A 20,922-nucleotide genomic window follows, 5' to 3' on the forward strand; every position below is an offset into this window, starting at 1 on the left:
CGGAGCCCTGCGCCTCCATGACCGCGAGCGGGGCGAAGTTCTCGGAGGCGATCATCTCCAGCGTCGACTGCTGGCGGACCAGCTCGGCGTCGACGGCCGCGGCGACCTCCGGGTCGAGCTCGTGCAGGGACGTGTTCAGGACGGACATGGGGTCTCCCTCGTCAGCCGGCGGAAAAGGCGGTGTACTCGTCGGCGGAGAGCAGGTCCTGCGGCTCCTCCGTGACGCGCACCTTGAACAGCCAGCCGCCCTCGAAGGGGGCCGAGTTCACCAGCGACGGGTCGTCCACCACGTCCTGGTTGACCTCGGTGACCTCACCGGCGACGGGGGAGTACAGGTCCGAGACGGACTTGGTCGACTCCAGCTCGCCGCAGGTATCGCCCGCGCTCACGGTGTCGCCGACCTCCGGGAGCTGGACGAAGACCACGTCGCCGAGCGCGTTGGCCGCGTGCTCCGTGATACCGACCGTCGCCACGCCGTCCTCGGCGGCCGACAGCCACTCGTGCTCCTTGCTGTAACGCAGCTGCTGGGGGTTGCTCATGGCCTGAATTCTCCTGTACGCGGGAAAGTGCTGGTGAATGGGGGAGGGCGCAGGGGCCGACGTGACCGGGGGGATGTGTCCCGCCTCACGCGCGTGTGACTACGACGCTGTCACTTCTGCCGCTTGTAGAACGGCAGCGCCACGACCTCGTACGGCTCGTGGGCGCCGCGGATGTCCACGCCGACGCCCTGTGTGCCCGGGGCCGCGTGCGCGGCGTCGACGTAGGCCATGGCGATCGGCTTGCCCAGCGTGGGGGAGGGAGCGCCGGAGGTGACCTGGCCGATCACCTGGCCGCCCGCGACCACGGCGTATCCGGCGCGCGGCACCCGGCGGCCCTCGGCGACCAGGCCGACCAGGACCCGCGGCGGGTTCTCCTCGGCGTGCCCGGCGGCCTTCCGCAGGGCCTCGCGCCCGACGAAGTCGCCCTCCTTCTCGAACTTCACCACCCGGCCGAGCCCGGCCTCGAAGGGGGTGAGCTCGGCGGTCAGCTCGTGCCCGTACAGCGGCATGCCCGCCTCCAGGCGAAGGGTGTCCCGGCACGACAGGCCGCACGGGACGAGCCCGGCGCCCTCGCCGGCCTCGGTCAGCGCCTGCCACAGCTCCACGGCGTGCTCCGGCTTCACGAACAGCTCGAAGCCGTCCTCGCCGGTGTAGCCGGTGCGGGCGATCAGGGCCGGGACGCCGGCGACGGTGCCGGGCAGCCCCGCGTAGTACTTCAGGCCGTCGAGGTCGGCATCGGTGAGGGACTTCAGGATGCCGGGGGACTCGGGCCCCTGGACTGCGATCAGCGCGTAGGCGTCCCGGTCGTCGCGGACCTCGGCGTCGAAGCCGGCCGCGCGCTCGGTGAGGGCGTCCAGCACCACCTGGGCGTTGGAGGCGTTGGCCACGACCATGTACTCGGTCTCGGCGAGCCGGTAGACGATCAGGTCGTCCAGGATGCCGCCGTCGGCCTGGCAGATCATGGTGTAGCGGGCGCGGCCCACGCCCACGGCGGCGATGTTGCCGACGAGTGCGTGGTTCAGCAGGGCGGCGGCCTGCGGCCCGGTGACGGTGATCTCGCCCATGTGCGAGAGGTCGAAGAGGCCGGCCCGGGTGCGCACGGCCAGGTGCTCGTCGCGCTCGGAGCCGTAACGCAGCGGCATGTCCCAGCCGGCGAAGTCGGTCATCGTCGCGCCGAGCGAGCGATGCAGGGCATCGAGCGCGGTACGGCGGGGCTGAGGTGAATCGGTACTGCTCATCGGACGGTCGTCTCCCAGGGAAACAGGACAGGCGAGGAGGTTCCTCCCCATCTGTCATCGGAACCTGAGAGGTTCGCCATGACCACACGCGTGGTCCTGGCTTGCACCTTGGGTGGGACCGCTGAGTACAGCGGTCCGCTTTTCAGATGTGCCTCGCCCGCGCGGTAACGGGGCCTGAGAGATTCAAGGGAGGGACTTGCTCCTTCGGCGCCCCAGTGACCTGGGGACTCTCCCGCGCGGATTCAAACGGCCGGTATGCAGTTGGCGCGGACATCATTGCACGCCTGCCCCGATCGCGGCAGGGCCGCATCTGTAACCGGCTTGTGGCGGTAAGCGCACACAACGGCGAGCCATCCGGTATTACCTTCTCTTTACGTTCGGTGGGCAGGTCGACCACCTGGCCCAGGGGAGGGACGATGACGGTGAACAGGACCACGGCGTACGCCGCCACCACGGGCATCCCGGTGCCCCGCCGGCCGGCCGCCGTGCGGTCGCGCGACGCCCGCCCGGCACCCGTCGTGCGCGACCTGCGCGAGCGTGCCGGCCGCAGCCCGCACGCCCTGCTCTTCGGCCCGCAGGACCTGGTCGTGATCACCGGCTTGCCGGGCAGCGGCAAGTCCACACTGATGGGCCGCGCGGTCCGGGGCGTCGGCATCGACTCCCAGGACGCCCGCGACCGGTGGGCGGGCCGTATGCCCCGCCTCCTCCCCTACGCCGTCTACCGCCCCCTGGTCCGCCTCGCGCACTACGCCGCGGTGCGCCGCGCCCTGCGCGCCGGCCGGGGCCTGGTCGTGCACGACTGCGGCACCCAGACCTGGGTCCGCGGCTGGCTGGCGCGTGCCGCCCGGCGCCGTGGCGGAACACTCCACCTCGTGCTCCTCGACGTCACCCCCGACACCGCCTTGTCCGGACAGCGCGCGCGGGGGCGCGGTGTCTCCCGCTACGCCTTCCTGCGCCACCGCCGGGCGACGGCCCGGCTGGTCCGGGCCGTGGAGCGCGGCGAGCTGCCGTCCGGCTGCGACTCCGCGGTCCTGCTCGACCGGGACGCGGCCGACACGCTGCGCAGCATCGCCTTCCGGGCGACGGGAGGGGCCGCCCCGGCCCACGGCCGGTAGCAGCCGGCGGACCCGCGGGACCCCGGCGGTCCCGGCAGACGTCCGGCGAGCGGTCGGCGACACGGCGCGGGGTCTGCCCGCGCGCCGGAGGGGGGCTGCGGGCGGCGGGGTGCCGGCGGGGCCAGCGGGACCGCGAGGTGCCGGCGGTCCGGCGGGGTCGAGGGGGCAGCAGGTCGCCGGGGGCCGGCGCACCGGAGAGGGTCAGTAGGCCGGCGGGCCGGGAAAGCCGTAGCCGCCGCCCGGCGCCTGGACCGGGGCGGTGGCGTGGGCCTCGCGGTCGTAGAACGGCCGGGCACTCGCCCGCATCCACATCGCGACCGGGTCGTGCTCGTCGGACATCGCCACCGTCGACACCGCGAGCCCGTCCGGCACGGCGGCGACCGACTGCTGCATCATCGCGCGCACCGCGTCCACGGCCTGCGGCGAGGTGTCGTACACCTCCAGGCCGATGGCCAGGTAGGGCGCACCGAGCGCGGGCTGCACCCAGGCGCGGCGCAGGGCGCGGACCGCGGAGGTGCGGTGCGCGTTCTGCGTGAGCAGGGCGTAGAACTGGGGGATCTCGATGCCGGGCTCGCTGAGTCGCAGCGGGCCGGCCGGCTGGCGGTCCAGGCCCGTGGCGATGCGGCGCAGATCGAGCCAGGGGACGCCGACGCCGCCGCCCGGGGTGTGCGGATTGAGCCAGAGCCCGTAGTGGTCGGGGTAGAGGGTGCGCGCCACGTCGAGGCCGTCGACGACCTCGTACGAGCGGTTCCAGCCGCTGGCCGAGAGTTCCTGCGCCGAGGTGACGCAGGGCGCGTAGCCGTGGCCGTCGACCTCCATGTTCCCGTACTGGGCGTCCGGGGAACCGGCCTGGCCGTGCCACAGGAGCATCCAGATCTGGCCGGAGCCGGGGGTCGCGAGCGCGCGCAGGAGCGCCTCGTAGGCGTCGTAGCGCCCGGGCGTCACCTGGCGCAGCATGTGCTCGACCTGCCCGGTCGCGGCCGTGCCAGCGCTCACTTCGTATCGCCCCTTCGTTCAACACCCTCGGCCGAGCTATGAAATCAGGTTAAGCGGTGGGTTGGGAGGACCGGGGAGGGCTCGGGGGTCAAAGTCCCCGCTGATAGAAGGGGCGCACCTGCTCCCTCATCCAGTCCGCCACCGGATCCTGTGCCACGTCCATCAGGACCAGGTTGACCGGCCACCGCACCGGGACCCTGCCCAGGGCGCGGCCGAGGGCGTCCAGCGGGGCCGCGCGCACGTCCCCCTCGCCGGGGGAGAGCTCCACCCCGACGAACACCACCGGGTCGGCCGTCTCGATCGCGGCCAGGCAGCGGCGGGCGGTCAGGACGACGCCGGTCGCCTCGAACTCGGCGGCGGCGGCCGACAGGAAGTCGACGGGGTCGTCCTGCCAGTCGGGCTCGAAGAGACGGACCCTGCCGCCGCCCCCGGGGCCGTCCAGCGGGGTGAGGCCGGCCCGGCACAGCTCCGCCACCGCCTGCGGCGGCAGCGGCACACCGACGACGCCCCCCGGGTTCACCGCGAGGCCCACCTGCGGGGGCAGACCGCGGGCGAACTCGACCGCGGGGGCGACGGTGTACGGCATGTGGGCCCCGGCGACCCGGCGGAGCTGCTCCTCGGAGCTGAAGACCGGGACGTAGGCCTGACCGTCGATCTCCGTGCCGGGCAGATCGAGCGCACCGCTGTCCGGGCCGCCGCCCCCGGGCAGCGGCACCCAGAGGAAGCTGCGGCACAGCACCTCGATGATCCGCCCGCCCGCGCCCGGGACGCCGAGCGAGGCGGACAGCACCTCCTCCAGCTCGTTGCCGGGCCACCCGCCGTGCGGGTGGGGGTGTGCCGGTGCGGGGAAGTCGCCGGGGAGATCCGCCGGAAAGTCCATCTGCCTACCGCCTGGTGGGAACCGTCATTCGCGGTGTCCAGGCTATCCGCAGGGCGGGTGGGCCGGGGCGCCGATCGTCCGCAGGGCGGCGGGGGCTGTTCGGATAACGGATTCCCCAGGCAGGTGTCACGGTTGCGCATACTTTCGCGGTCAGATCTGGCGCGTGATCGCGGCCCCATTGAAGACTCACCTCTCAAGACGCTCATCGATCCTTTGATCGAGTGCCCATTAGGCGCCGAAAAGGGATGAGTTGGACAGGTGAAGGCATCGATCGTGCCCACCGCACAGCAGGTAAGCGAACGAAGCCGCCCACAGCGGCGGACAAAGGCCGGTCACCACCGGCGAGAGGGGTCGGGTCACCGTGACCGCACCGATCGAGACCACCGGGTCGGCGCCCGAGGCACAGCCTGAGACTGTGCCCGACGGTGTCGAGAAGGGGCGGATCGAGGGCCGTTCCCTGGGGCAGATCGCCTGGTCCCGTTTCAAGAAGGACCGCGTGGCGGTCGCCGGCGGCGTCGTGGTGGTCGTGCTGATCACCCTCGCGGTCTTCTCCCGTCCCCTCCAGGCGCTCTTCGGTCTGGACCCGAACGCCTTCCACCAGGACCTCATCGACCCCAACACCTCGCTGCCCACCGGCAGCATGGGCGGCATGAGCGCGGATCACCCGCTCGGTGTGGAGCCGAAGTTCGGACGCGACATCGCCACCCGCATTCTCGAGGGGTCCTGGGTCTCGCTGGTCGTCGCGTTCGGCGCGACGCTGCTGTCCAACACGATCGGCACCGTCCTCGGTGTGGTGGCCGGTTACTACGGAGGGCGGGTGGACACGGTCATCAGCCGCCTGATGGACACCTTCCTCGCCTTCCCGCTCCTGCTGTTCGCCATCGCGATCTCCGCGACGCTCCAGGGCGGCGCCTTCGGCCTGGAGGGCCTGCCGCTCCACATCAGCGTGCTGATCTTCATCATCGGCTTCTTCAACTGGCCCTACCTCGGACGCATCGTCCGCGGTCAGACCATGGCCCTGCGAGAGCGTGAGTTCGTCGACGCCTCCCGGGGGATGGGCGCCAGGGGGCCGTACATCCTCTTCCGGGAGCTGCTGCCCAACCTGGTCGGCCCGATCATCGTCTACTCGACGCTACTCATCCCGACGAACATCCTCTTCGAGGCCAGCCTGAGCTTCCTCGGGGTCGGCATCCAGCCCCCGCAGGCGTCGTGGGGCGGCATGCTCAAGGAGGCCGTCAACTTCTACCAGGTCGATCCGCAGTTCATGATCGTGCCCGGCCTCGCCATCTTCGTCACCGTCCTGGCGTTCAACCTGCTCGGTGACGGTCTCCGCGACGCCCTCGACCCGCGCAGCCGCTGACGTGCCGCCGCGCCGAGAGCCCATCAAGTTTCCGACAATGGAGGGGAAGCAGACCATCATGCGAAGGTCAGCGCTGGCCGCGCTCGCGGCCGTCGGCACCGTCAGCCTGGTGCTTTCAGGCTGCAGCAAGGCCGATGACAACAAGGACAACAACTCGGGCAAGTCTGCTGGGGCCAACGCAGCGACCAAGGGTGTCGTCAACGCCTCCACCCAGAAGGGGGGCACGGTCACGTACGAGTACTCGGACGTGCCGGACTCCTTCGACCCGGGCAACACCTACTACGGGTACATGTTCAACCTCAGCCGGCTCTACGCCCGCCCGCTGATGACCTTCACGCCCGGTCCGGGCCAGAAGGGCAACGAGCTGGTCCCGGACCTCGCTGCGAGCGCCGGTGTGCCCAGCGACGGCGGCAAGACCTGGACGTACAAGCTGCGTACGGGCCTGAAGTACGAGGACGGCACGGCGATCACGTCGAAGGACGTCAAGTACGCCGTCGAGCGTTCCAACTTCGCCCGTGACGTGCTCTCGCTCGGCCCGAACTACTTCCAGCAGTTCCTCGACGGCGGCGACAAGTACAAGGGTCCGTACAAGGACAAGAGCGACGCGGGCCTGGCGTCCATCGAGACGCCGGACGACACCACGATCGTCTTCCACCTGAACCGGGCCTTCCAGGAGTTCGACTACCTGGTCGCCAGCCCGCAGACGGCCCCGGTGCCGAAGGCCAAGGACACCGGCGTCGACTACGTCAAGCACATCGTGTCCTCGGGCTCGTACAAGTTCCAGAGCTACGAGGAGGGCAAGCAGGTCGTCCTCGTCCGCAACGACAACTGGGACGCGAAGACCGACCCGCTGCGCAAGCAGTACCCGGACAAGATCGTCGTCAAGCTGAAGGTCAACCCGGAGACCATCGACCAGGACGTGATGGCCGGCGAGGCCATCGACCTCGGTGGTACGGGCGTCCAGGCCGCGACGCAGGCGAAGGTCGTCAACGACGCCTCGCTGAAGGCCAACACGGACAACACCTACGGCGGTCGCCTCGTCTACATGGCGATCAACACCAAGCTCGCACCGTTCGACAACGTCGCCTGCCGCAAGGCCGTCGAGTTCGCGGTCGACAAGGTCTCGGTGCAGACCGCCGAGGGCGGCCCGGTCCGCGGTGACGTGGCCACCACGGTCCTCCCGCCGGACATCCCGGGCTACCAGAAGTCGGACCTGTACGCCTCCGACGGCAACAAGGGCGACGTCGCCAAGGCCAAGGAGCAGCTGAAGGCCTGCGGCAAGACGTCGATCAACACCAACATCTCGGCGCGCAGCGACCGTCCGCAGGAGATCGACGCGGCGACCGCGATCATCAGCTCGCTGAAGAAGGTCGGCATCAACGCCACCCTCAAGCAGTACCCGTCGGGCAAGTACTTCACCGACTCCGTGGGTGTGCCGAAGTTCGACGGGCAGCAGAACATCGGCCTGATGATGATGCAGTGGGGCGCCGACTGGCCGTCCGGCTACGGCTTCCTGCAGCAGATCCTGCACGGTGACGCCATCGGCGAGTCGGGCAACACCAACCTCTCGCAGCTCGACAACGCCGAGATCAACACCAACCTGGAGAAGGCGATCGCCACCCAGGACCAGGGTCAGCGTGAGGCCCTCTACGCCCAGATCGACCAGAAGACGATGGATGAGGCGGCCCTCGTGCCGCTGACCTACTTCAAGGTCCTGCTGTACCGCCCGGCGAACTTCACCAACCTGGTGTCGACGGCGGCCTTCAGTGGTCAGTACGACTACCTCAACATCGGCACGACCAAGAAGTAGCCCCGGAAGGCAGGTGAAGGCATTGGTGCCCGCGGGCTTCGCGGCCCGCGGGCACCAGCGCCGATCCCCGTGATCTCGTACATCATCCGCCGGACGATCGCGGCAGTGATCCTGCTGCTGGTCGTCGCCGCGGTCACCTTCGGCATCTTCTTCCTGCTGCCGAGGCTCGCCGGTCAGACCGTCGACCAGCTCGCCCAGCAGTACATCGGGAAGAACCCGTCGCCGGCCGACATCGCCGCGGTCAAGCGCAACCTGGGACTGGACCAGCCCGTCTACATCCAGTTCTGGCATTTCATCAAGGGGATCGTGGCCGGCGCCACCTATGACCTCGGCCCCACCACCGTGCACTGCGACGCGCCGTGCTTCGGCTACTCCTTCAAGACCCACGTCGAGGTCTGGCCGCAGCTCACCTCCCGCCTGCCGGTCACCATCTCGCTGGCCGCCGGTGCCGCCGTGCTGTGGCTGGTGTCCGGTGTCACCGCCGGTGTGATCTCCGCCCTCAAGCCGGGCTCGATCCTCGACCGGCTGTTCATGGGCGTCGCGCTCTCCGGCGTCTCGCTCCCCATGTTCTTCACGGGCCAGCTGGCGCTGCTGCTCTTCACCTTCCAGTGGCCGATCTTCGGCCGCACCTACGTGCCGTTCACCGAGAACCCGTCGCAGTGGGCGAACACCCTCTTCCCGGCGTGGTGCTCGCTCGCCCTGCTCTACTCCGCCATCTACGCCCGGCTCACCCGCTCCGGGATGCTGGAGACGATGAGCGAGGACTACATCCGCACGGCCCGCGCGAAGGGCCTGCGCGAGCGCAACGTCGTGGTGAAGCACGGGCTGCGGTCCGTCCTGACTCCGATCATCACCGTCTTCGGCATGGACCTCGGCCTGCTGCTCGGCGGCGCCGTCATCACCGAGACCGTGTTCTCCCTGCACGGCATCGGCGAGTACGCGGTGAAGTCGATCCAGGACAACGACCTGCCCCCGATCCTCGGCGTCACCCTGCTCGCCGCCTTCTTCGTCGTCTTCGCAAACTTCCTGGTGGACCTGTTGTACGCCGCCGCCGACCCGCGGGTGAGGCTCTCGTGACCGAACTGTCCAAGACCGGCGCCGCCGTGGGCGAGCCCGCCCCGGCCTCCCCGGACGGGACCGCCTTCCTCGACGTCCGTGACCTGAGGGTGCACTTCCCCACCGACGACGGCCTGGTCAAGTCCGTCGACGGCCTCAGCTTCCAGCTGGAGAAGGGCAAGACCCTCAGCATCGTGGGCGAGTCCGGCTCCGGCAAGTCGGTCACCTCGCTCGCGATCATGGGCCTGCACCGGCTCGGTGCCCGCGGCAAGAACGTGCAGATGTCCGGCGAGATCTGGCTCGACGGCAAGGAGCTGGTCTCCGCCGACCCCGACGAGGTGCGCCGGCTGCGTGGCCGCGAGATGGCGATGATCTTCCAGGATCCGCTGTCCGCGATGCACCCGTACTACACGATCGGCAACCAGATCGTGGAGGCGTACCGCGTCCACCACGACGTCAGCAAGAAGGCCGCCCGGGTCCGGGCCGTCGAGATGCTCGACCGGGTCGGCATCCCCGAGCCGCACAAGCGCATCGACGCCTACCCGCACGAGTTCTCCGGCGGTATGCGCCAGCGCGCGATGATCGCCATGGCGCTCGTCAACAACCCCGAGCTGCTCATCGCGGACGAGCCGACGACCGCCCTCGACGTGACCGTCCAGGCGCAGATCCTCGACCTGATCCGGGACCTGCAGAAGGAGTTCGGCTCCGCCGTCGTCATCATCACCCACGACCTCGGCGTCGTCGCCGAGATCGCCGACGACGTGCTGGTGATGTACGGCGGCCGCTGCGTGGAGCGCGGCACGGTCGACGACGTCTTCGAGCGTCCGCAGCACCCCTACACCTGGGGCCTGCTCGGCTCGATGCCCCGCATCGACCGCGACACCACCGACCGGCTGGTCCCGGTCAAGGGCCAGCCGCCGAGCCTGATCAACGTCCCCTCGGGCTGCGCGTTCCACCCCCGATGCCCGTACGCGGACGTCCCCAAGGACAACGTCACCCGTACCGTCCGCCCGGAACTTCAGCAGGTCGGCACCGGGCACTGGTCCGCGTGCCACCTCTCGCCCGAGGACCGTACGCGGATCTGGACCGAAGAGATTGCGCCGAAGCTGTGAGTGAGACGAAGAAGACGGACCCGGTGGCCACGGTTCCGGCGCAGGCGTCGGCGCCCGAGGAGCGGGAGGTACTGCTCAAGGTCGAGGGCCTGGTCAAGCACTTCCCGATCCGCAAGGGCCTGCTCAAGCGGCAGGTCGCCTCGGTCAAGGCCGTCGACGGCATCGACTTCGAGGTGCGCAAGGGCGAGACCCTGGGTGTGGTCGGCGAGTCGGGCTGCGGCAAGTCCACCATGGGCCGGGTCATCACGCGGCTCCAGGATCCGACGGGCGGCACGATCCGCTTCGAGGGCAAGGACATCACGCGGCTGAACACGGCCGGGATGCGCCCGCTGCGGCGCGACATCCAGATGATCTTCCAGGACCCGTACGGTTCCCTGAACCCCCGTCACACCATCGGCTCGATCGTCTCGGCGCCCTTCCGCCTCCAGGGGGTCGAGCCCGAGGGCGGGGTGAAGAAGGAGGTCCAGCGGCTGCTGGAACTGGTCGGCCTGAGCCCCGAGCACTACAACCGCTACCCGCACGAGTTCTCCGGCGGTCAGCGCCAGCGCATCGGCATCGCCCGCGCGCTTGCCCTGAACCCGAAGCTGGTCGTGGCCGACGAGCCGGTGTCCGCCCTGGACGTGTCGATCCAGGCGCAGGTCATCAACCTCCTCGACGACCTGCAGGACGAGCTCGGCCTCACGTACGTGATCATCGCGCACGACCTGTCGGTCGTCCGGCACGTCTCGGACCGGATCGCGGTGATGTACCTCGGCAAGATCGTGGAGCTGGCCGATCGCGACCAGCTGTACCGCTCGCCGATGCACCCGTACACCAAGGCCCTGCTCTCCGCGGTGCCGATCCCGGACCCGAAGCGCAAGGGCGGCAGGAACGAGCGCATCCTGCTCAAGGGCGACGTGCCCTCGCCGCTCTCCCCGCCGAGCGGCTGCCGCTTCCACACCCGGTGCTGGAAGGCCACGGAGGTCTGCCGGACCACCGAGCCGCCGCTGATCGAGCTGCAGGTGGGCCAGCAGGTCGCCTGCCACCACCCGGAGAACTTCGACGACCAGCAGCCGCAGGACACCGTCCTGCTGACCGCTTCCGAGAAGGAGTCCGAGCCGGTGACCGAGGAGGCCGTCGAGGCCGCGCCGGAGGAGACCGCGGCGGAGGAGGCCGCGCCGGCCGGGACCGCGGCCGAGGAGACCACGGTGACCGGGGAGACCGGGTCGGAGGAGCCGGCCGACGGTCCGGGCGAGCCGGCGGGTGACGCCGAGGCCGAGGAGGACGCCCCCGCGCAGGCGACCGCCGCCTCCGACGACGCCGAGGGAACGTCCGAGAAGAAGTAGCTTCACCCGAGCCCCCGCCTTGCTTTGTAAGGCGGGGGCTCGTCTTCAGGCGAGAATGTTGGGGTGTATCAGCAACTGTTCAGCCCGTCCGTCCAGCACACGCTCGACCTGGTCGGCATCTTCGTCTTCGCCATCTCCGGCGCGCTGCTGGCCGTCCGCAAGAACTTCGACGTCTTCGGCATCGCCACTCTCGCCGAGGCCACCGCACTGGGCGGCGGGCTGTTCCGCGACCTGATCATCGGCGCCGTCCCCCCGGCCGCCTTCACCGACCTGGGGTACTTCACCACGCCGCTGCTCGCCGCCCTGCTCGTGTTCTTCCTGCATCCCCATGTGGAGCGGATCCAGGTCGGGGTGAACGTCTTCGACGCGGCGGGCCTCGGCCTGTTCTGCGTCGCGGGCACCACGAAGGCGTACGACTACGGACTCGGCCTCCCCCAGTCGGCGGCCCTCGGACTGGCGACGGCGGTCGGCGGTGGCGTGCTGCGCGACGTGCTCGCCAACGAGGTTCCGTCGCTGCTGCGCTGGGACCGCGACCTGTACGCGGTGCCCGCCGTCGTCGGCGCCACCATGGTGGCGCTGTGCATCCGCTACGACGTCCTGACCCCGCTGACCAGCGCGCTCGCCGCGGTCACGGCGTTCGTGCTGCGGCTGCTCGCGATGCGGTTCAACTGGCGTGCCCCACGTGCCTGGAACCGCCGCTCGACGGTGCGGGAGGAGTAGACCCGGCCGGTGCGTGCCGCGGGCCCTGGTGCAACGTGAGCCAGCGGAAGGCCGGCACCACCTGCGGCCGCCACAGCGCCATCGTGTGGCCGCCGGCGTTGCGCGGCAGATAGACCACGTGCACGTAGGTGGGTGCCTTCGCGATCCTCCTCAGGGCGAGGGCGGCCTCGTACCCGTCCCTCGGCTGCCCGGAGAGGTACAGCGAGATCCGCGGCGGCACGGGTGCTTTCCTCAGCAGCAGGTAGGGATTGTTGGCGGCCCGCAGGGCCGGGCTCTGCGCGGTGACGGAGCGGCGTTCGCCGATGGGGTCGTTGTAGCCGGACATGCTCACGGCCGCCCGGTAGCGGTCGGGGTGGGCGACGGCCAGCCTGAGCGCGCAGTGGGCTCCCGCCGAGTAGCCGGCGACCGACCAGCCCGACGGCCCCGGTGCGGCCCGGAAGTTGTCCCTGACCATCTTCGGCACGTCGATGCTGAGCCAGCTGTCGGCGTTCACCGTGCCGGCGGTGTTCGCGCAACCGGTGTCGCGGCCGGACAGCAGGTTGGTACGCGGCGCGACCAGGATGAACGGTGCCACGCTGCCGGAGCGCATCAGCGGCAGCAGCTGCTCGTGCGCGTGCAGCGAGCCGAACCAGGCCTTCGCCGAGCCGGGGTAGCCCGGCAGCAGCTCGACGACGGGGAACCTGTGGTGGCGGTAGGCGGGGTCGTCGTACTGCGGCGGCAGCCAGACGTAGACCTCCGCGTCGACGCCCGAGACCCGCCCCCGGAGCTGGGTGACCCGGACGCCGCCGGCCGAGCGCATCCCGGGACCCGACGCCGGCTCGAACCTCTGCCGCACGGACGGCAGCTGCTCCACCACGACGCCCCCGGTGCCGTTGGCACCGAGGTCCGCCGCCCGCCGCACATGCTCGCCCGTGCCAAGCAGGTCTCCCCAGTTGTCGTACAGGTTGTTGTCGTTGTTCACCAGTACGAAGACCAGGGCGACGGCCGTGCCCTGGGCGAACAGCAGCATCACCACGCGGGCCGCGGCACGCAGCAGCCGGGGCCCGCGCAGGCGTGACCAGAGACCCAGGGGCAGGGCGAGAGCGACGACGGCCAGCGTGATCAGCGTGGCGAGGAAGGGAGTCCCGGTGAGGCTCATGTCCCTAGAGAGGGAAAGCGTGGGCCCAAGGTTGACGGACGAGTACGGACACTTACCGATTAATTGCCGAAGATTCACCGGTGCGGCAGCGGTGCAACCCTGAAAGCTACCGCTTAGTAATTTTTCGTTGTACCGTTCGACCATGCCAGAAGCAGCCTTCGCCGCAGCCGACCGGGCCGTGATCGGCGACAGCGAGTTCGACCGGGACACCGCGCTCACCCGCCGGGAGCCCGGCGTCTACGACATCGACCTCTCGGCCGGCTGGACGATCATCAGTGCCGTCAACGGCGGCTATCTGCTGGCCGTCCTGGGCAGGGCCCTGGCGGACGCCCTGCCGCACGCCGACCCCTTCACCGTCTCCGCGCACTACCTCACCGCCTCCCAGCCGGGGCCGGCCGTGGTCCGCACGGACGTCGTGCGCAGCGGCCGCAGCCTCTCCACCGGCCAGGCCTCCCTCTTCCAGTACGACGAGGACGGCACCGAGGTCGAGCGGATCCGCGTCCTTGCGTCCTACGGCGACCTGGACACCCTGCCCGACGACGTCCGCACCTCGGCGAAGCCGCCGGCCATCCCGCCCATCGAGCAGTGCTTCGGCCCCGAGGACGGTCCTGCGCCGGTCTCCGGCAGCTCCGCCATCACCGAGCGCCTGATGCTCAAGCTCGATCCGGCGACCCTCGGCTGGGCCCTCGGGCAGCCGTCCGGCCGGGGCGAGATGCGGGCGTGGTTCGGACTGGCCGACGGGCGCGACGCCGACCCGCTCTCCCTCCTGCTCGCGGTGGACGCCCTCCCGCCCACCGCCTTCGAACTCGGCCTGTCCGGCTGGGTGCCCACGGTCGAGCTGACCGTCCACGTCCGCTGCCGTCCGGCCCCGGGCCCGCTCCGGGTGGCGATCACCACCCGCAACCTCGCCGGCGGTTTCCTGGAGGAGGACGCCGAGGTCTGGGACAGCGCCGACCGGCTGGTGGCGCAGTCCCGGCAGCTGGCACGGGTCAGACTCCGCTGAGCGGCCCGTCACTCCTCCGCGCCGCCGCCCGCCCGTAGGCACCGGCGGCCCTCCGGCTTCCCACACGGCGCCGAACGGCACGGGCGCGTGCGCCGCTGTGTCGGTGTCCTGCCCTGAGTCCCGTCCGCCCCCAGCGTTCGCGTCCGCGTCCGGGTCCACCCTTGCGTCCGCCTCCGTGTCCGGGTCCGCGTCCGGGTCCACCCCTGCGCCCGCCTCCGGGTCCGCGTTCCTGCCCCGACGGGCGCGGGCGGGGAAGCCGGCGTGCCGCGGGTGTGTGCCGCCGGATGCCGGACACCGAAGGCCCCGACGTCCGCCCCTGTGCGGCCCGTGCGCGGTGCTCCCGCCGTATCCGGCGGGTCCGGCGGCGGCTCGTACGGCGGCTTCTGTCACGAACCCGTACCAGGGGCCGGGCGGGCGCGGGCGGTGACGCCCCTGGTCGGGGCGGTGCCCCCGTGCCGTGCACAGGCGCGGGACAGGCGGGGCCCAACAAAGGCCCAGGTGCCGTTGGTTGAGTGCGCTCCTCAGAAGATCCTCACCTTTCGTGGAGCTGATCGTCATGAAGCGTGCCCGTCTCCTTCCCGCGGTGGCCCTGCTGGCACTGTCGCCCCTCGCCCTGGCTGCCTGCGGTTCGGGCGACTCGGCGTCCTCCTCGTCCGACGGGGGTGGGGCCGGGCGGCCGACGGCGTGCGGCGCCCCGGGCGGGGATCGGTCGGGGGCGCCCAGCGGCATGCCCTCCCGGAGGCCGGAGGCCCCGTCCCCGGGTGCCTCTGGCGCCCCCGCCGCCGGTCCGGGCGGCGCCGGGCCGTCGGGTGCGCCGAGCGGGGCGCCCGACGGGCGCCAGGGCGGTCCCGGTCGCGGTGGTCCGGGCCGCGGCGGCGTCGAGGGCGGCGGCTGCGGCGGGCCCGGCGCGAAGGCGCCGGGCCGAAGCGGCGAACAGGCCGGACAGCAGGGCTGATCCGAGGTTGGGCGGCGCACCCCGCGAGGGGGCGCCGTCCCGCGGCGTTTCCGGGCGGCTCAGTCGTGCCAGTGCCGGCGGCCGATGCTGATGAGGCGCAGCTGACGGCGCGCCAGATCGGCGGCCCGGATCCGTTCTTCCTCCGGAGCGTCGAGCGTCTCCAGGAACAGCGAGGCGGTACTGAGCATCTGGTCGACGTAGAGGTGGGCGAGCATCAGCAGGTCGTCGTCGTTCCAGTCGGTGGAGACGGGGTCCTCGGCCAGCTCGGTCCGCACCTCCTCGGCGAACCGCGCCAGTTGGTCCCGGATCGCCTCGCGCACCGGCTGCACGCCGCCGTGCCGCTCGCGGGCGATGAAGCGGACGTGCGCGGGGTAGGCGGCCACATGACGGGCGATCAGCTCGATGGCGCGGTCGATGCGCTGCCGACTGTCGCCCGCCGTGGACACCGTTGTCCGGATCATCGGGTGCAGGCTGCCCAGCGCTTCCTCGACCAGCGCCACTCCCAGGTCCGCGGTGGACGGGAAGTGCCGGTAGAAGGCGGTCGGCGCGACGCCGACGGCGCGGGTGACCTCGCGCAGGCCCAGGCTGCTCAGGCTCTGCTCCTCCAGCAGGTGCAGGGCCGCGTCCAGGAGCGCCTGACGGGTCTTCTGCTTCTGTGCCTGCCGGATGCCGACGGTGTGACTCATGCCATACAGTTAACAACTGTTCTCTGGAATTGGGAAGCCGTGCGACGCGCTAGACTCAAAAGTCAGTGAACAAGTGTAACCACAAGCGTTCACCGAACTTCACGGAGGGGGATTCCGTCCCATGCTGTTCCTCGTCGCCGCACTCCTGCTGCTCGGGGTCGTGATGGGCACCGTGGCCCACGCGCCGTTGCCCTTCACCCTCGTCACGGCCGCCGTCATCGCCGCCTGGCTGGGCATCTTCGCGCTCCGCGAGCACCACGCCCGCCGCCGCGGCTCGTCCGTCCACTGATCCGCCCCTACGTCCGACCGGGAGCTGACCCGCCATGCAACTCACCGCACCGGCCACGCGCCGCACCGGTACCCGTGACACCGACGGCATGGCCGTCGCGTCCTTCATCCTGGGCCTGCTCGGCCTCCTCGTCCTCAACCTCTTCCTCGGTCCGGTCGCCATCGCGCTGGCCGCCGTGGCCCTGTGGCGCGGAACGACCCGCCCGGGTCGCGCCTACCTCGGCCTCGCGCTCGGCGTCGCCGACCTGGTCGTCCTGCTCGCCTTCATGCAGGTGGACCACACCGTCTCCTGGAGCTTCTAGCGCGGCTCGGCGCCACCGGCGCCCTCCCGGGCGCGTGGCCGACTTCCCCTGCGGGCCGACGCGATCCGGCCCCGTAGAATCGGCCTCACCATGGCTTACCTCGACCACGCCGCGACCACGCCGATGCTCCCCGAGGCAGTCGAGGCGCTCACCGCCCAACTCGGCATCACCGGCAACGCGTCCTCCCTGCACGCATCGGGACGCCGCGCCCGGCGCACCGTGGAGGAGGCCCGCGAGACCCTGGCGGAAGCGCTCGGCGCCCGCCCCAGCGAGGTGGTCTTCACCTCCGGCGGCACCGAGGCGGACAATCTCGCCGTCAAGGGCCTGTACTGGTCCCGCCGCGACGCCGACCCGGCCCGCACCCGGGTCCTCGCCAGCCCGGTCGAGCACCACGCCGTCCTGGACGCCGTCCACTGGCTCGGCGAGCACGAGGGCGCCACCGTCGAGTACCTCCCCGTCGACGCCCACGGCCGCGTCCACCCCGAGGCCCTGCGCGAGGCGATCGCCCGCAACCCCGGCGACGTCGCCCTGGCCACCGTGATGTGGGCGAACAACGAGATCGGCACACTCATGCCGGTCCGTGAACTGGCCGACGCCGCCGCCGAGTTCGACGTCCCGCTGCACGCCGACGCGGTCCAGGCCTTCGGCCAGGTCCCGGTCGGCTTCGCCGACTCCGGGCTCGCCGCGATGACCGTCTCCGGCCACAAGGTCGGCGGCCCGTACGGCATCGGCGCGCTCGTCCTCGGCCGCGCGTACGAGCCCGTGCCCGTGCTGCACGGCGGCGGGCAGGAGCGGCACGTGCGCTCCGGCACCCTGGACGTCCCCGCCATCGCCTCGTTCGCCGTCGCCGGACGGCTCGCCGCCGAACGGCGCACGTGGTTCGCGCGGGAGATCGGCGGCCTGCGCGACGACCTCGTCGACGCGGTCGCGGCGGCCGTCCCGGACGCGATCCTGGGCGGGGACCCGGTCGACCGCCTCCCGGCGAACGCCCACTTCACCTTCCCCGGCTGCGAGGGCGACTCCCTGCTGCTCCTGCTGGACGCCCAGGGCATCGAGTGCTCGACCGGCTCGGCCTGCACCGCGGGCGTCGCCCAGCCCAGTCACGTCCTGCTGGCCACCGGCACCGATCCGGACCTGGCCCGCGGCACCCTGCGCTTCTCCCTCGGCCACACCTCCACGCGGGCCGATGTGGAGGCGGTCGCCAAGGCCATCGGCCCGGCGGTGGAGCGGGCCCGGGCGGCCGGACTCACCTGAGGCCCGGTCCCGCGGAAACCGGTGCCCGCGCGAGGCGGGGACCCGTCCGGTCCGGGGTCGGGCGGGAGCATGCGCGGGGCCGGTGGCCGCCCCCGGGAGGGGCGAGCGTGGCGAGCCCGGGCGCAGGTCGACCCGGTGGTCCGTCGGGGGAGGGCCGGGTCCGGCCGCGGGCCCGAACACGAAGCGACCTACGAGACGGGTTCCCTTCGCCGGCATGGTCCGGATCAGGTGACTGGGGGTCGCCTTCCGGTCGATCGGCCTTTCGGTCGGTCGGCCTTCCGGCCTCTCAGCCCTACCGTCGACGTCGGCATCGGCGGAAACCGAGGCTTCACGCCCACGTCGGCTACTCCGGTCGGACTCCCTCACTCATCTCGTAGGTCTATCTCCAGAGTAAACCGTTTGCTATCGGGCGGAAGGGGATGCAGCGGGATTTTTCTTCTTGTTCTCGGCGACCGTTCTCGCACGTCGCACGAGCCCCAGATACCGCTCCCAGTCCCAGTGCGGTCCCGGGTCGGTGTGGTCGGTCCCGGGCACCTCCACGTGCCCGACGACGTGCTCGCGGTCCACGGGTATGCCGTACCGCAGGCAGACCACCGCCGCCAGCCGGGCCGAGGCCGCGTACATCGCGTCCGTGAAGTCCTGCGGCCGGTCCACGAAGCCCTCGTGCTCGATGCCGACGCTGCGCTCGTTGTACCCCCGGTTGCCCGCGTGGAAGGCCACGTCCAGCTCACGGACCATCTGCGTGACACCGCCGTCCTGCCCGACGACGTAGTGGGCCGCCGCCCCGTGCCCGGGATCCCGGAAGGCCTTCACCGCCCCGCCCCGGCTGCCCTGGGTGACATGGACGACGACCCGGTCGACCGCATAGTCGTCCGGCCGGTCCGCCCGCCGGAAGTTCGCCGGCGACGCCGACACCCACCGCGCGCCCGGGAAGTCGACCGCACCCGCCGTGCGCGGTTTCTCCACCCCGGGCAGCCGCCACCACAGCCGCGCCAGCTCCGCACGGGCCAGCACCGCCGAACCCACCGCCGCGGCCCCGCCGCCGACCAGCAGGGTGCGCCGCCCGATCCGCCGGTCCGTGTCGCTCCTCGCATCCCCCATGTGATCGACAACGCGCAGGCGCGGACCCCGGTTCCCGCGCCCCCGTACCCTGGAGGGGTTATGACTGACACCCCGCAGCACTCCCCCCGCCCCCTCCGCGTCCTCGCCGCCATGTCGGGCGGCGTCGACTCCGCCGTCGCCGCCGCGCGCGCCGCCGAGGCGGGCCACGACGTGACCGGCGTCCACCTGGCGCTCTCCGCCGACCCGCAGTCGTTCCGCACGGGCGCACGGGGCTGCTGCACCATCGAGGACTCACGCGACGCCCGCCGCGCCGCGGACGTCATCGGCATCCCCTTCTACGTGTGGGACCTCGCCGACCGCTTCCGCGAGGACGTCGTCGAGGACTTCGTCGCCGAGTACGAGGCGGGCCGCACCCCCAACCCGTGCCTGCGCTGCAACGAGAAGATCAAGTTCGCCGCGCTGCTGGACAAGGCGCTCGCCCTCGGCTTCGACGCGGTGTGCACCGGCCACTACGCGAAGATCGTCGAGCACGCGGACGGCGGCAGGGAGCTGCACCGCGCCTCCGACGCGGCCAAGGACCAGTCGTACGTCCTCGGCGTGCTGGACGAGAAGCAGCTCGCCCACGCCCTGTTCCCGCTCGGCGACACCGTCACGACCAAGGACGAGATCCGCGCCGAGGCCGAGCGGCGCGGCCTCACGGTCGCCAGGAAGCCCGACTCGCACGACATCTGCTTCATCGCCGACGGCGACACCCAGGGCTTCCTGGCCCGGCGGCTGGGCACGGCCGAGGGCGAGATCGTCGACGAGGCCGGCAACCGGCTCGGTACCCACGAGGGCGCGTACGGCTTCACCATCGGCCAGCGCAAGGGTCTCAGGATCGGCACGCCCGCCGCGGACGGCAAGCCGCGCTACGTCCTCGACATCTCTCCCGTGAACAACACCGTCACCGTGGGCCCCGCCGAGGCGCTGGACGTGTCCGCGCTGACCGCGATCAGGCCCCGCTGGTGCGGCACCGCCCCGGCCGGCCCCGGCACCTACACCGCACAGCTGCGCGCCCACGGCGGCGAGACGGAGGTGACGGCCGAGGCGGGTGCCGGGGAGCTGACGGTGACGTTCGCCGAGCCGGTCCGCGGCGTCGCCCCCGGTCAGGCCATCGTCCTGTACGACGGCACGCGCGTGGTGGGCTCCGCGACGATCGCGTCGACCACGCGCGCGACGACCGGGGTCTGAGCGCTCAGCCCGCGACGAACTCGGCCAGCACCGGCCCCAGTACGTCCGGATCGATCATGTGGGTCTGCCCCTCGAGCTCCCGGTACGTGCCGTGGGCCACGGCCCCGGCGATCTCCCGGCCCGCCTCACGCATCCATCGCGGGCTCGCCGCGCCCGCGACCGACAGGACGGGCACGCCGATCGCCGCCAGCCGCTCGCGGGGGAGGAGACCGTCGCCCATGACCGCGGCGTCGTGGGCCAGGCTCGGCGCGACGGCTTTCATGCCGGCCCACATCGGGGACTGACGGGCACCGGCGATCATCTCCTCGCCGAGGCCCGTCAGCCGCAGGAACAGCTCGACCGCGTCCCCGCGCCGGCCCTCGCCGAGCGCCCGCTCCAGGTCGGCCGTGTACCGGGCCTGCTGCTCGGCGCCGCCCGCCAGGCTGTCGGCGAACGGCACCTCGTAGACCGCGACCCGGCCCACCGGCAACCCGGTCGCCGCCGCCCGCAGCGCCAGTGCACCGCCCGAGGAGACACCGAACAGGGCCGCGTCCCCGCCCACCGCCTCGGTCAGCGCCACGAGATCCTCGACCTCGCGGTCCACGGCGTAGGGCGCGGTGTCACCGCTCTCGCCGCGTCCCCGGCGGTCGTACACGACGGCCGTGCAACGGCCGGCGAGCCGCTGCGCCAGCGGGGCCAGGGTGCCGCCGGTGGACATCGCACCGCTCACCAGGACCACCGTCGGGCCCCGGCCGGTCACGTCGTACGCGACCGCGGTCCCGTCGCGTGAAACAGTCTGCTTCTCCATGCCTGTGCAGACTGCCATTGCGGCGCGGGCTCATCGACGACGACATGCCCGGATCGTGCGGCCCGG

General features: G+C 71.6%; 20 protein-coding genes, 1 pseudogene and 2 riboswitches. Of the genes and pseudogenes, 12 read left to right on the forward strand and 9 right to left on the reverse strand.

Annotated features, from left to right (window positions below; all coding sequences use genetic code 11):
- The 3 genes and pseudogenes from JS756_RS18705 to gcvT all read right to left on the reverse strand — a co-directional run.
- Window positions 1-148: pseudogene (locus tag JS756_RS18705) on the reverse strand (serine hydroxymethyltransferase); the annotation flags it as partial.
- Window positions 149-161: 13 nt separating this feature from the next.
- A complete protein-coding gene (gcvH, locus tag JS756_RS18710; RefSeq protein WP_205384266.1) occupies window positions 162-539 on the reverse strand; it encodes a glycine cleavage system protein GcvH in 378 nt (125 codons plus the stop codon).
- 110 nt (window positions 540-649) lie between these two features.
- Window positions 650-1,777 (reverse strand): glycine cleavage system aminomethyltransferase GcvT, encoded by a 1,128-nt coding sequence (gcvT, locus tag JS756_RS18715; RefSeq protein ID WP_205384267.1) that lies wholly within the window; start codon window positions 1,775-1,777, stop codon window positions 650-652.
- A 41-nt stretch (window positions 1,778-1,818) separates the two neighbouring features.
- Window positions 1,819-1,929, reverse strand: a riboswitch (glycine riboswitch).
- Window positions 1,930-2,022: riboswitch (glycine riboswitch) on the reverse strand.
- Between the two features lie 171 nt (window positions 2,023-2,193).
- Between gcvT and JS756_RS18720 the strand changes: the two genes are divergently transcribed.
- Entirely contained in the window at window positions 2,194-2,892 is a 699-nt protein-coding gene (locus JS756_RS18720; protein ID WP_205384268.1) for an AAA family ATPase, read from the forward strand.
- A 201-nt stretch (window positions 2,893-3,093) separates the two neighbouring features.
- Here the strand turns inward: JS756_RS18720 and JS756_RS18725 are convergent, their stop codons facing one another.
- The gene (locus tag JS756_RS18725) at window positions 3,094-3,849 is read right to left on the reverse strand and encodes an enhanced serine sensitivity protein SseB C-terminal domain-containing protein (protein WP_205384415.1); all 756 of its coding nucleotides are present in this window, start codon (window positions 3,847-3,849) and stop codon (window positions 3,094-3,096) included.
- A 127-nt stretch (window positions 3,850-3,976) separates the two neighbouring features.
- Window positions 3,977-4,768: an enhanced serine sensitivity protein SseB gene (locus JS756_RS18730; protein ID WP_205384269.1), complete on the reverse strand. Its 792-nt coding sequence runs from the start codon at window positions 4,766-4,768 to the stop codon at window positions 3,977-3,979.
- 361 nt (window positions 4,769-5,129) lie between these two features.
- On the opposite strand from JS756_RS18730, the gene JS756_RS18735 reads away from it, so the two are divergent.
- From JS756_RS18735 to JS756_RS18760, 6 genes are all read left to right on the forward strand, one after another.
- A complete protein-coding gene (locus JS756_RS18735; RefSeq protein WP_205384270.1) occupies window positions 5,130-6,128 on the forward strand; it encodes an ABC transporter permease in 999 nt (332 codons plus the stop codon).
- Window positions 6,129-6,186: 58 nt separating this feature from the next.
- Window positions 6,187-7,938, forward strand: a complete 1,752-nt coding sequence (locus JS756_RS18740) for an ABC transporter substrate-binding protein (RefSeq protein WP_498063050.1) — start codon at window positions 6,187-6,189, stop codon at window positions 7,936-7,938.
- 69 nt (window positions 7,939-8,007) lie between these two features.
- A complete protein-coding gene (locus JS756_RS18745; RefSeq protein ID WP_205384272.1) occupies window positions 8,008-9,015 on the forward strand; it encodes an ABC transporter permease in 1,008 nt (335 codons plus the stop codon).
- Complete coding sequence (locus tag JS756_RS18750) at window positions 9,012-10,106, forward strand: ABC transporter ATP-binding protein (protein WP_205384273.1); 1,095 nt, start codon at window positions 9,012-9,014, stop codon at window positions 10,104-10,106. Before JS756_RS18745 ends, JS756_RS18750 begins: the two co-directional genes overlap by 4 nt.
- Window positions 10,103-11,431 (forward strand): ABC transporter ATP-binding protein, encoded by a 1,329-nt coding sequence (locus JS756_RS18755; RefSeq protein ID WP_205384274.1) that lies wholly within the window; start codon window positions 10,103-10,105, stop codon window positions 11,429-11,431. The genes JS756_RS18750 and JS756_RS18755 overlap by 4 nt, the downstream gene beginning before the upstream one ends.
- Window positions 11,432-11,494: 63 nt before the next feature.
- Window positions 11,495-12,151, forward strand: coding sequence for a trimeric intracellular cation channel family protein (locus tag JS756_RS18760; protein WP_205384275.1), 657 nt, complete (start codon window positions 11,495-11,497; stop codon window positions 12,149-12,151).
- Here JS756_RS18760 and JS756_RS18765 read toward each other — a convergent pair.
- The gene (locus JS756_RS18765; RefSeq protein ID WP_205384276.1) at window positions 12,096-13,289 is read right to left on the reverse strand and encodes an alpha/beta hydrolase; all 1,194 of its coding nucleotides are present in this window, start codon (window positions 13,287-13,289) and stop codon (window positions 12,096-12,098) included. The genes JS756_RS18760 and JS756_RS18765 overlap by 56 nt on opposite strands.
- Window positions 13,290-13,431: 142 nt before the next feature.
- Here JS756_RS18765 and JS756_RS18770 point away from each other — a divergent pair, with 142 nt between their 5' ends.
- Window positions 13,432-14,292: a thioesterase family protein gene (locus tag JS756_RS18770; protein WP_205384277.1), complete on the forward strand. Its 861-nt coding sequence runs from the start codon at window positions 13,432-13,434 to the stop codon at window positions 14,290-14,292.
- 1,014 nt (window positions 14,293-15,306) lie between these two features.
- Here JS756_RS18770 and JS756_RS18775 read toward each other — a convergent pair.
- On the reverse strand, window positions 15,307-15,933 hold the full coding sequence (locus JS756_RS18775) for a TetR family transcriptional regulator (protein WP_205384278.1): 627 nt from the start codon (window positions 15,931-15,933) through the stop codon (window positions 15,307-15,309).
- A 121-nt stretch (window positions 15,934-16,054) separates the two neighbouring features.
- Here JS756_RS18775 and JS756_RS18780 point away from each other — a divergent pair, with 121 nt between their 5' ends.
- The 3 genes from JS756_RS18780 to JS756_RS18790 all read left to right on the forward strand — a co-directional run bounded on the left by JS756_RS18780 (window position 16,055) and on the right by JS756_RS18790 (window position 17,777).
- Window positions 16,055-16,222, forward strand: a complete 168-nt coding sequence (locus tag JS756_RS18780) for a hypothetical protein (protein ID WP_205384279.1) — start codon at window positions 16,055-16,057, stop codon at window positions 16,220-16,222.
- A 34-nt stretch (window positions 16,223-16,256) separates the two neighbouring features.
- Complete coding sequence (locus JS756_RS18785; protein WP_205384280.1) at window positions 16,257-16,523, forward strand: DUF4190 domain-containing protein; 267 nt, start codon at window positions 16,257-16,259, stop codon at window positions 16,521-16,523.
- A 90-nt stretch (window positions 16,524-16,613) separates the two neighbouring features.
- Entirely contained in the window at window positions 16,614-17,777 is a 1,164-nt protein-coding gene (locus tag JS756_RS18790; protein ID WP_205384281.1) for a cysteine desulfurase family protein, read from the forward strand.
- A gap of 402 nt (window positions 17,778-18,179) precedes the next feature.
- On the opposite strand, the gene JS756_RS18795 is transcribed toward JS756_RS18790, so the two are convergent.
- Entirely contained in the window at window positions 18,180-18,878 is a 699-nt protein-coding gene (locus JS756_RS18795; RefSeq protein ID WP_205384282.1) for an N-acetylmuramoyl-L-alanine amidase, read from the reverse strand.
- Between the two features lie 60 nt (window positions 18,879-18,938).
- Between JS756_RS18795 and mnmA the strand changes: the two genes are divergently transcribed.
- Entirely contained in the window at window positions 18,939-20,069 is a 1,131-nt protein-coding gene (gene mnmA, locus JS756_RS18800; protein WP_205384283.1) for a tRNA 2-thiouridine(34) synthase MnmA, read from the forward strand.
- 4 nt (window positions 20,070-20,073) lie between these two features.
- Here mnmA and JS756_RS18805 read toward each other — a convergent pair whose 3' ends face one another.
- Window positions 20,074-20,856, reverse strand: a complete 783-nt coding sequence (locus JS756_RS18805; RefSeq protein WP_205384284.1) for an alpha/beta fold hydrolase — start codon at window positions 20,854-20,856, stop codon at window positions 20,074-20,076.
- Between the last annotated feature and the right edge of the window lie 66 nt (window positions 20,857-20,922).

The sequence above is a fragment of the Streptomyces actuosus genome (assembly GCF_016921115.1).
Taxonomy (GTDB): domain Bacteria; phylum Actinomycetota; class Actinomycetes; order Streptomycetales; family Streptomycetaceae; genus Streptomyces; species Streptomyces actuosus_A.

Bases quoted from the DNA above. Each gene is read 5' to 3' on its own strand.
- gcvH (WP_205384266.1), bottom strand. From the start codon at position 539: ATGAGCAACCCCCAGCAGCTGCGTTACAGCAAGGAGCACGAGTGGCTG.
- gcvT (WP_205384267.1), bottom strand. From the start codon at position 1,777: ATGAGCAGTACCGATTCACCTCAGCCCCGCCGTACCGCGCTCGATGCC.
- JS756_RS18720 (WP_205384268.1), top strand. From the start codon at position 2,194: ATGACGGTGAACAGGACCACGGCGTACGCCGCCACCACGGGCATCCCG.
- JS756_RS18725 (WP_205384415.1), bottom strand. From the start codon at position 3,849: ATGCTGCGCCAGGTGACGCCCGGGCGCTACGACGCCTACGAGGCGCTC.
- JS756_RS18730 (WP_205384269.1), bottom strand. From the start codon at position 4,768: ATGGACTTTCCGGCGGATCTCCCCGGCGACTTCCCCGCACCGGCACAC.
- JS756_RS18740 (WP_498063050.1), top strand. From the start codon at position 6,187: ATGCGAAGGTCAGCGCTGGCCGCGCTCGCGGCCGTCGGCACCGTCAGC.
- JS756_RS18765 (WP_205384276.1), bottom strand. From the start codon at position 13,289: ATGAGCCTCACCGGGACTCCCTTCCTCGCCACGCTGATCACGCTGGCC.
- JS756_RS18770 (WP_205384277.1), top strand. From the start codon at position 13,432: ATGCCAGAAGCAGCCTTCGCCGCAGCCGACCGGGCCGTGATCGGCGAC.
- JS756_RS18775 (WP_205384278.1), bottom strand. From the start codon at position 15,933: ATGAGTCACACCGTCGGCATCCGGCAGGCACAGAAGCAGAAGACCCGT.
- JS756_RS18780 (WP_205384279.1), top strand. From the start codon at position 16,055: ATGCTGTTCCTCGTCGCCGCACTCCTGCTGCTCGGGGTCGTGATGGGC.
- JS756_RS18785 (WP_205384280.1), top strand. From the start codon at position 16,257: ATGCAACTCACCGCACCGGCCACGCGCCGCACCGGTACCCGTGACACC.
- JS756_RS18790 (WP_205384281.1), top strand. From the start codon at position 16,614: ATGGCTTACCTCGACCACGCCGCGACCACGCCGATGCTCCCCGAGGCA.
- JS756_RS18795 (WP_205384282.1), bottom strand. From the start codon at position 18,878: ATGGGGGATGCGAGGAGCGACACGGACCGGCGGATCGGGCGGCGCACC.
- mnmA (WP_205384283.1), top strand. From the start codon at position 18,939: ATGACTGACACCCCGCAGCACTCCCCCCGCCCCCTCCGCGTCCTCGCC.
- JS756_RS18805 (WP_205384284.1), bottom strand. From the start codon at position 20,856: ATGGAGAAGCAGACTGTTTCACGCGACGGGACCGCGGTCGCGTACGAC.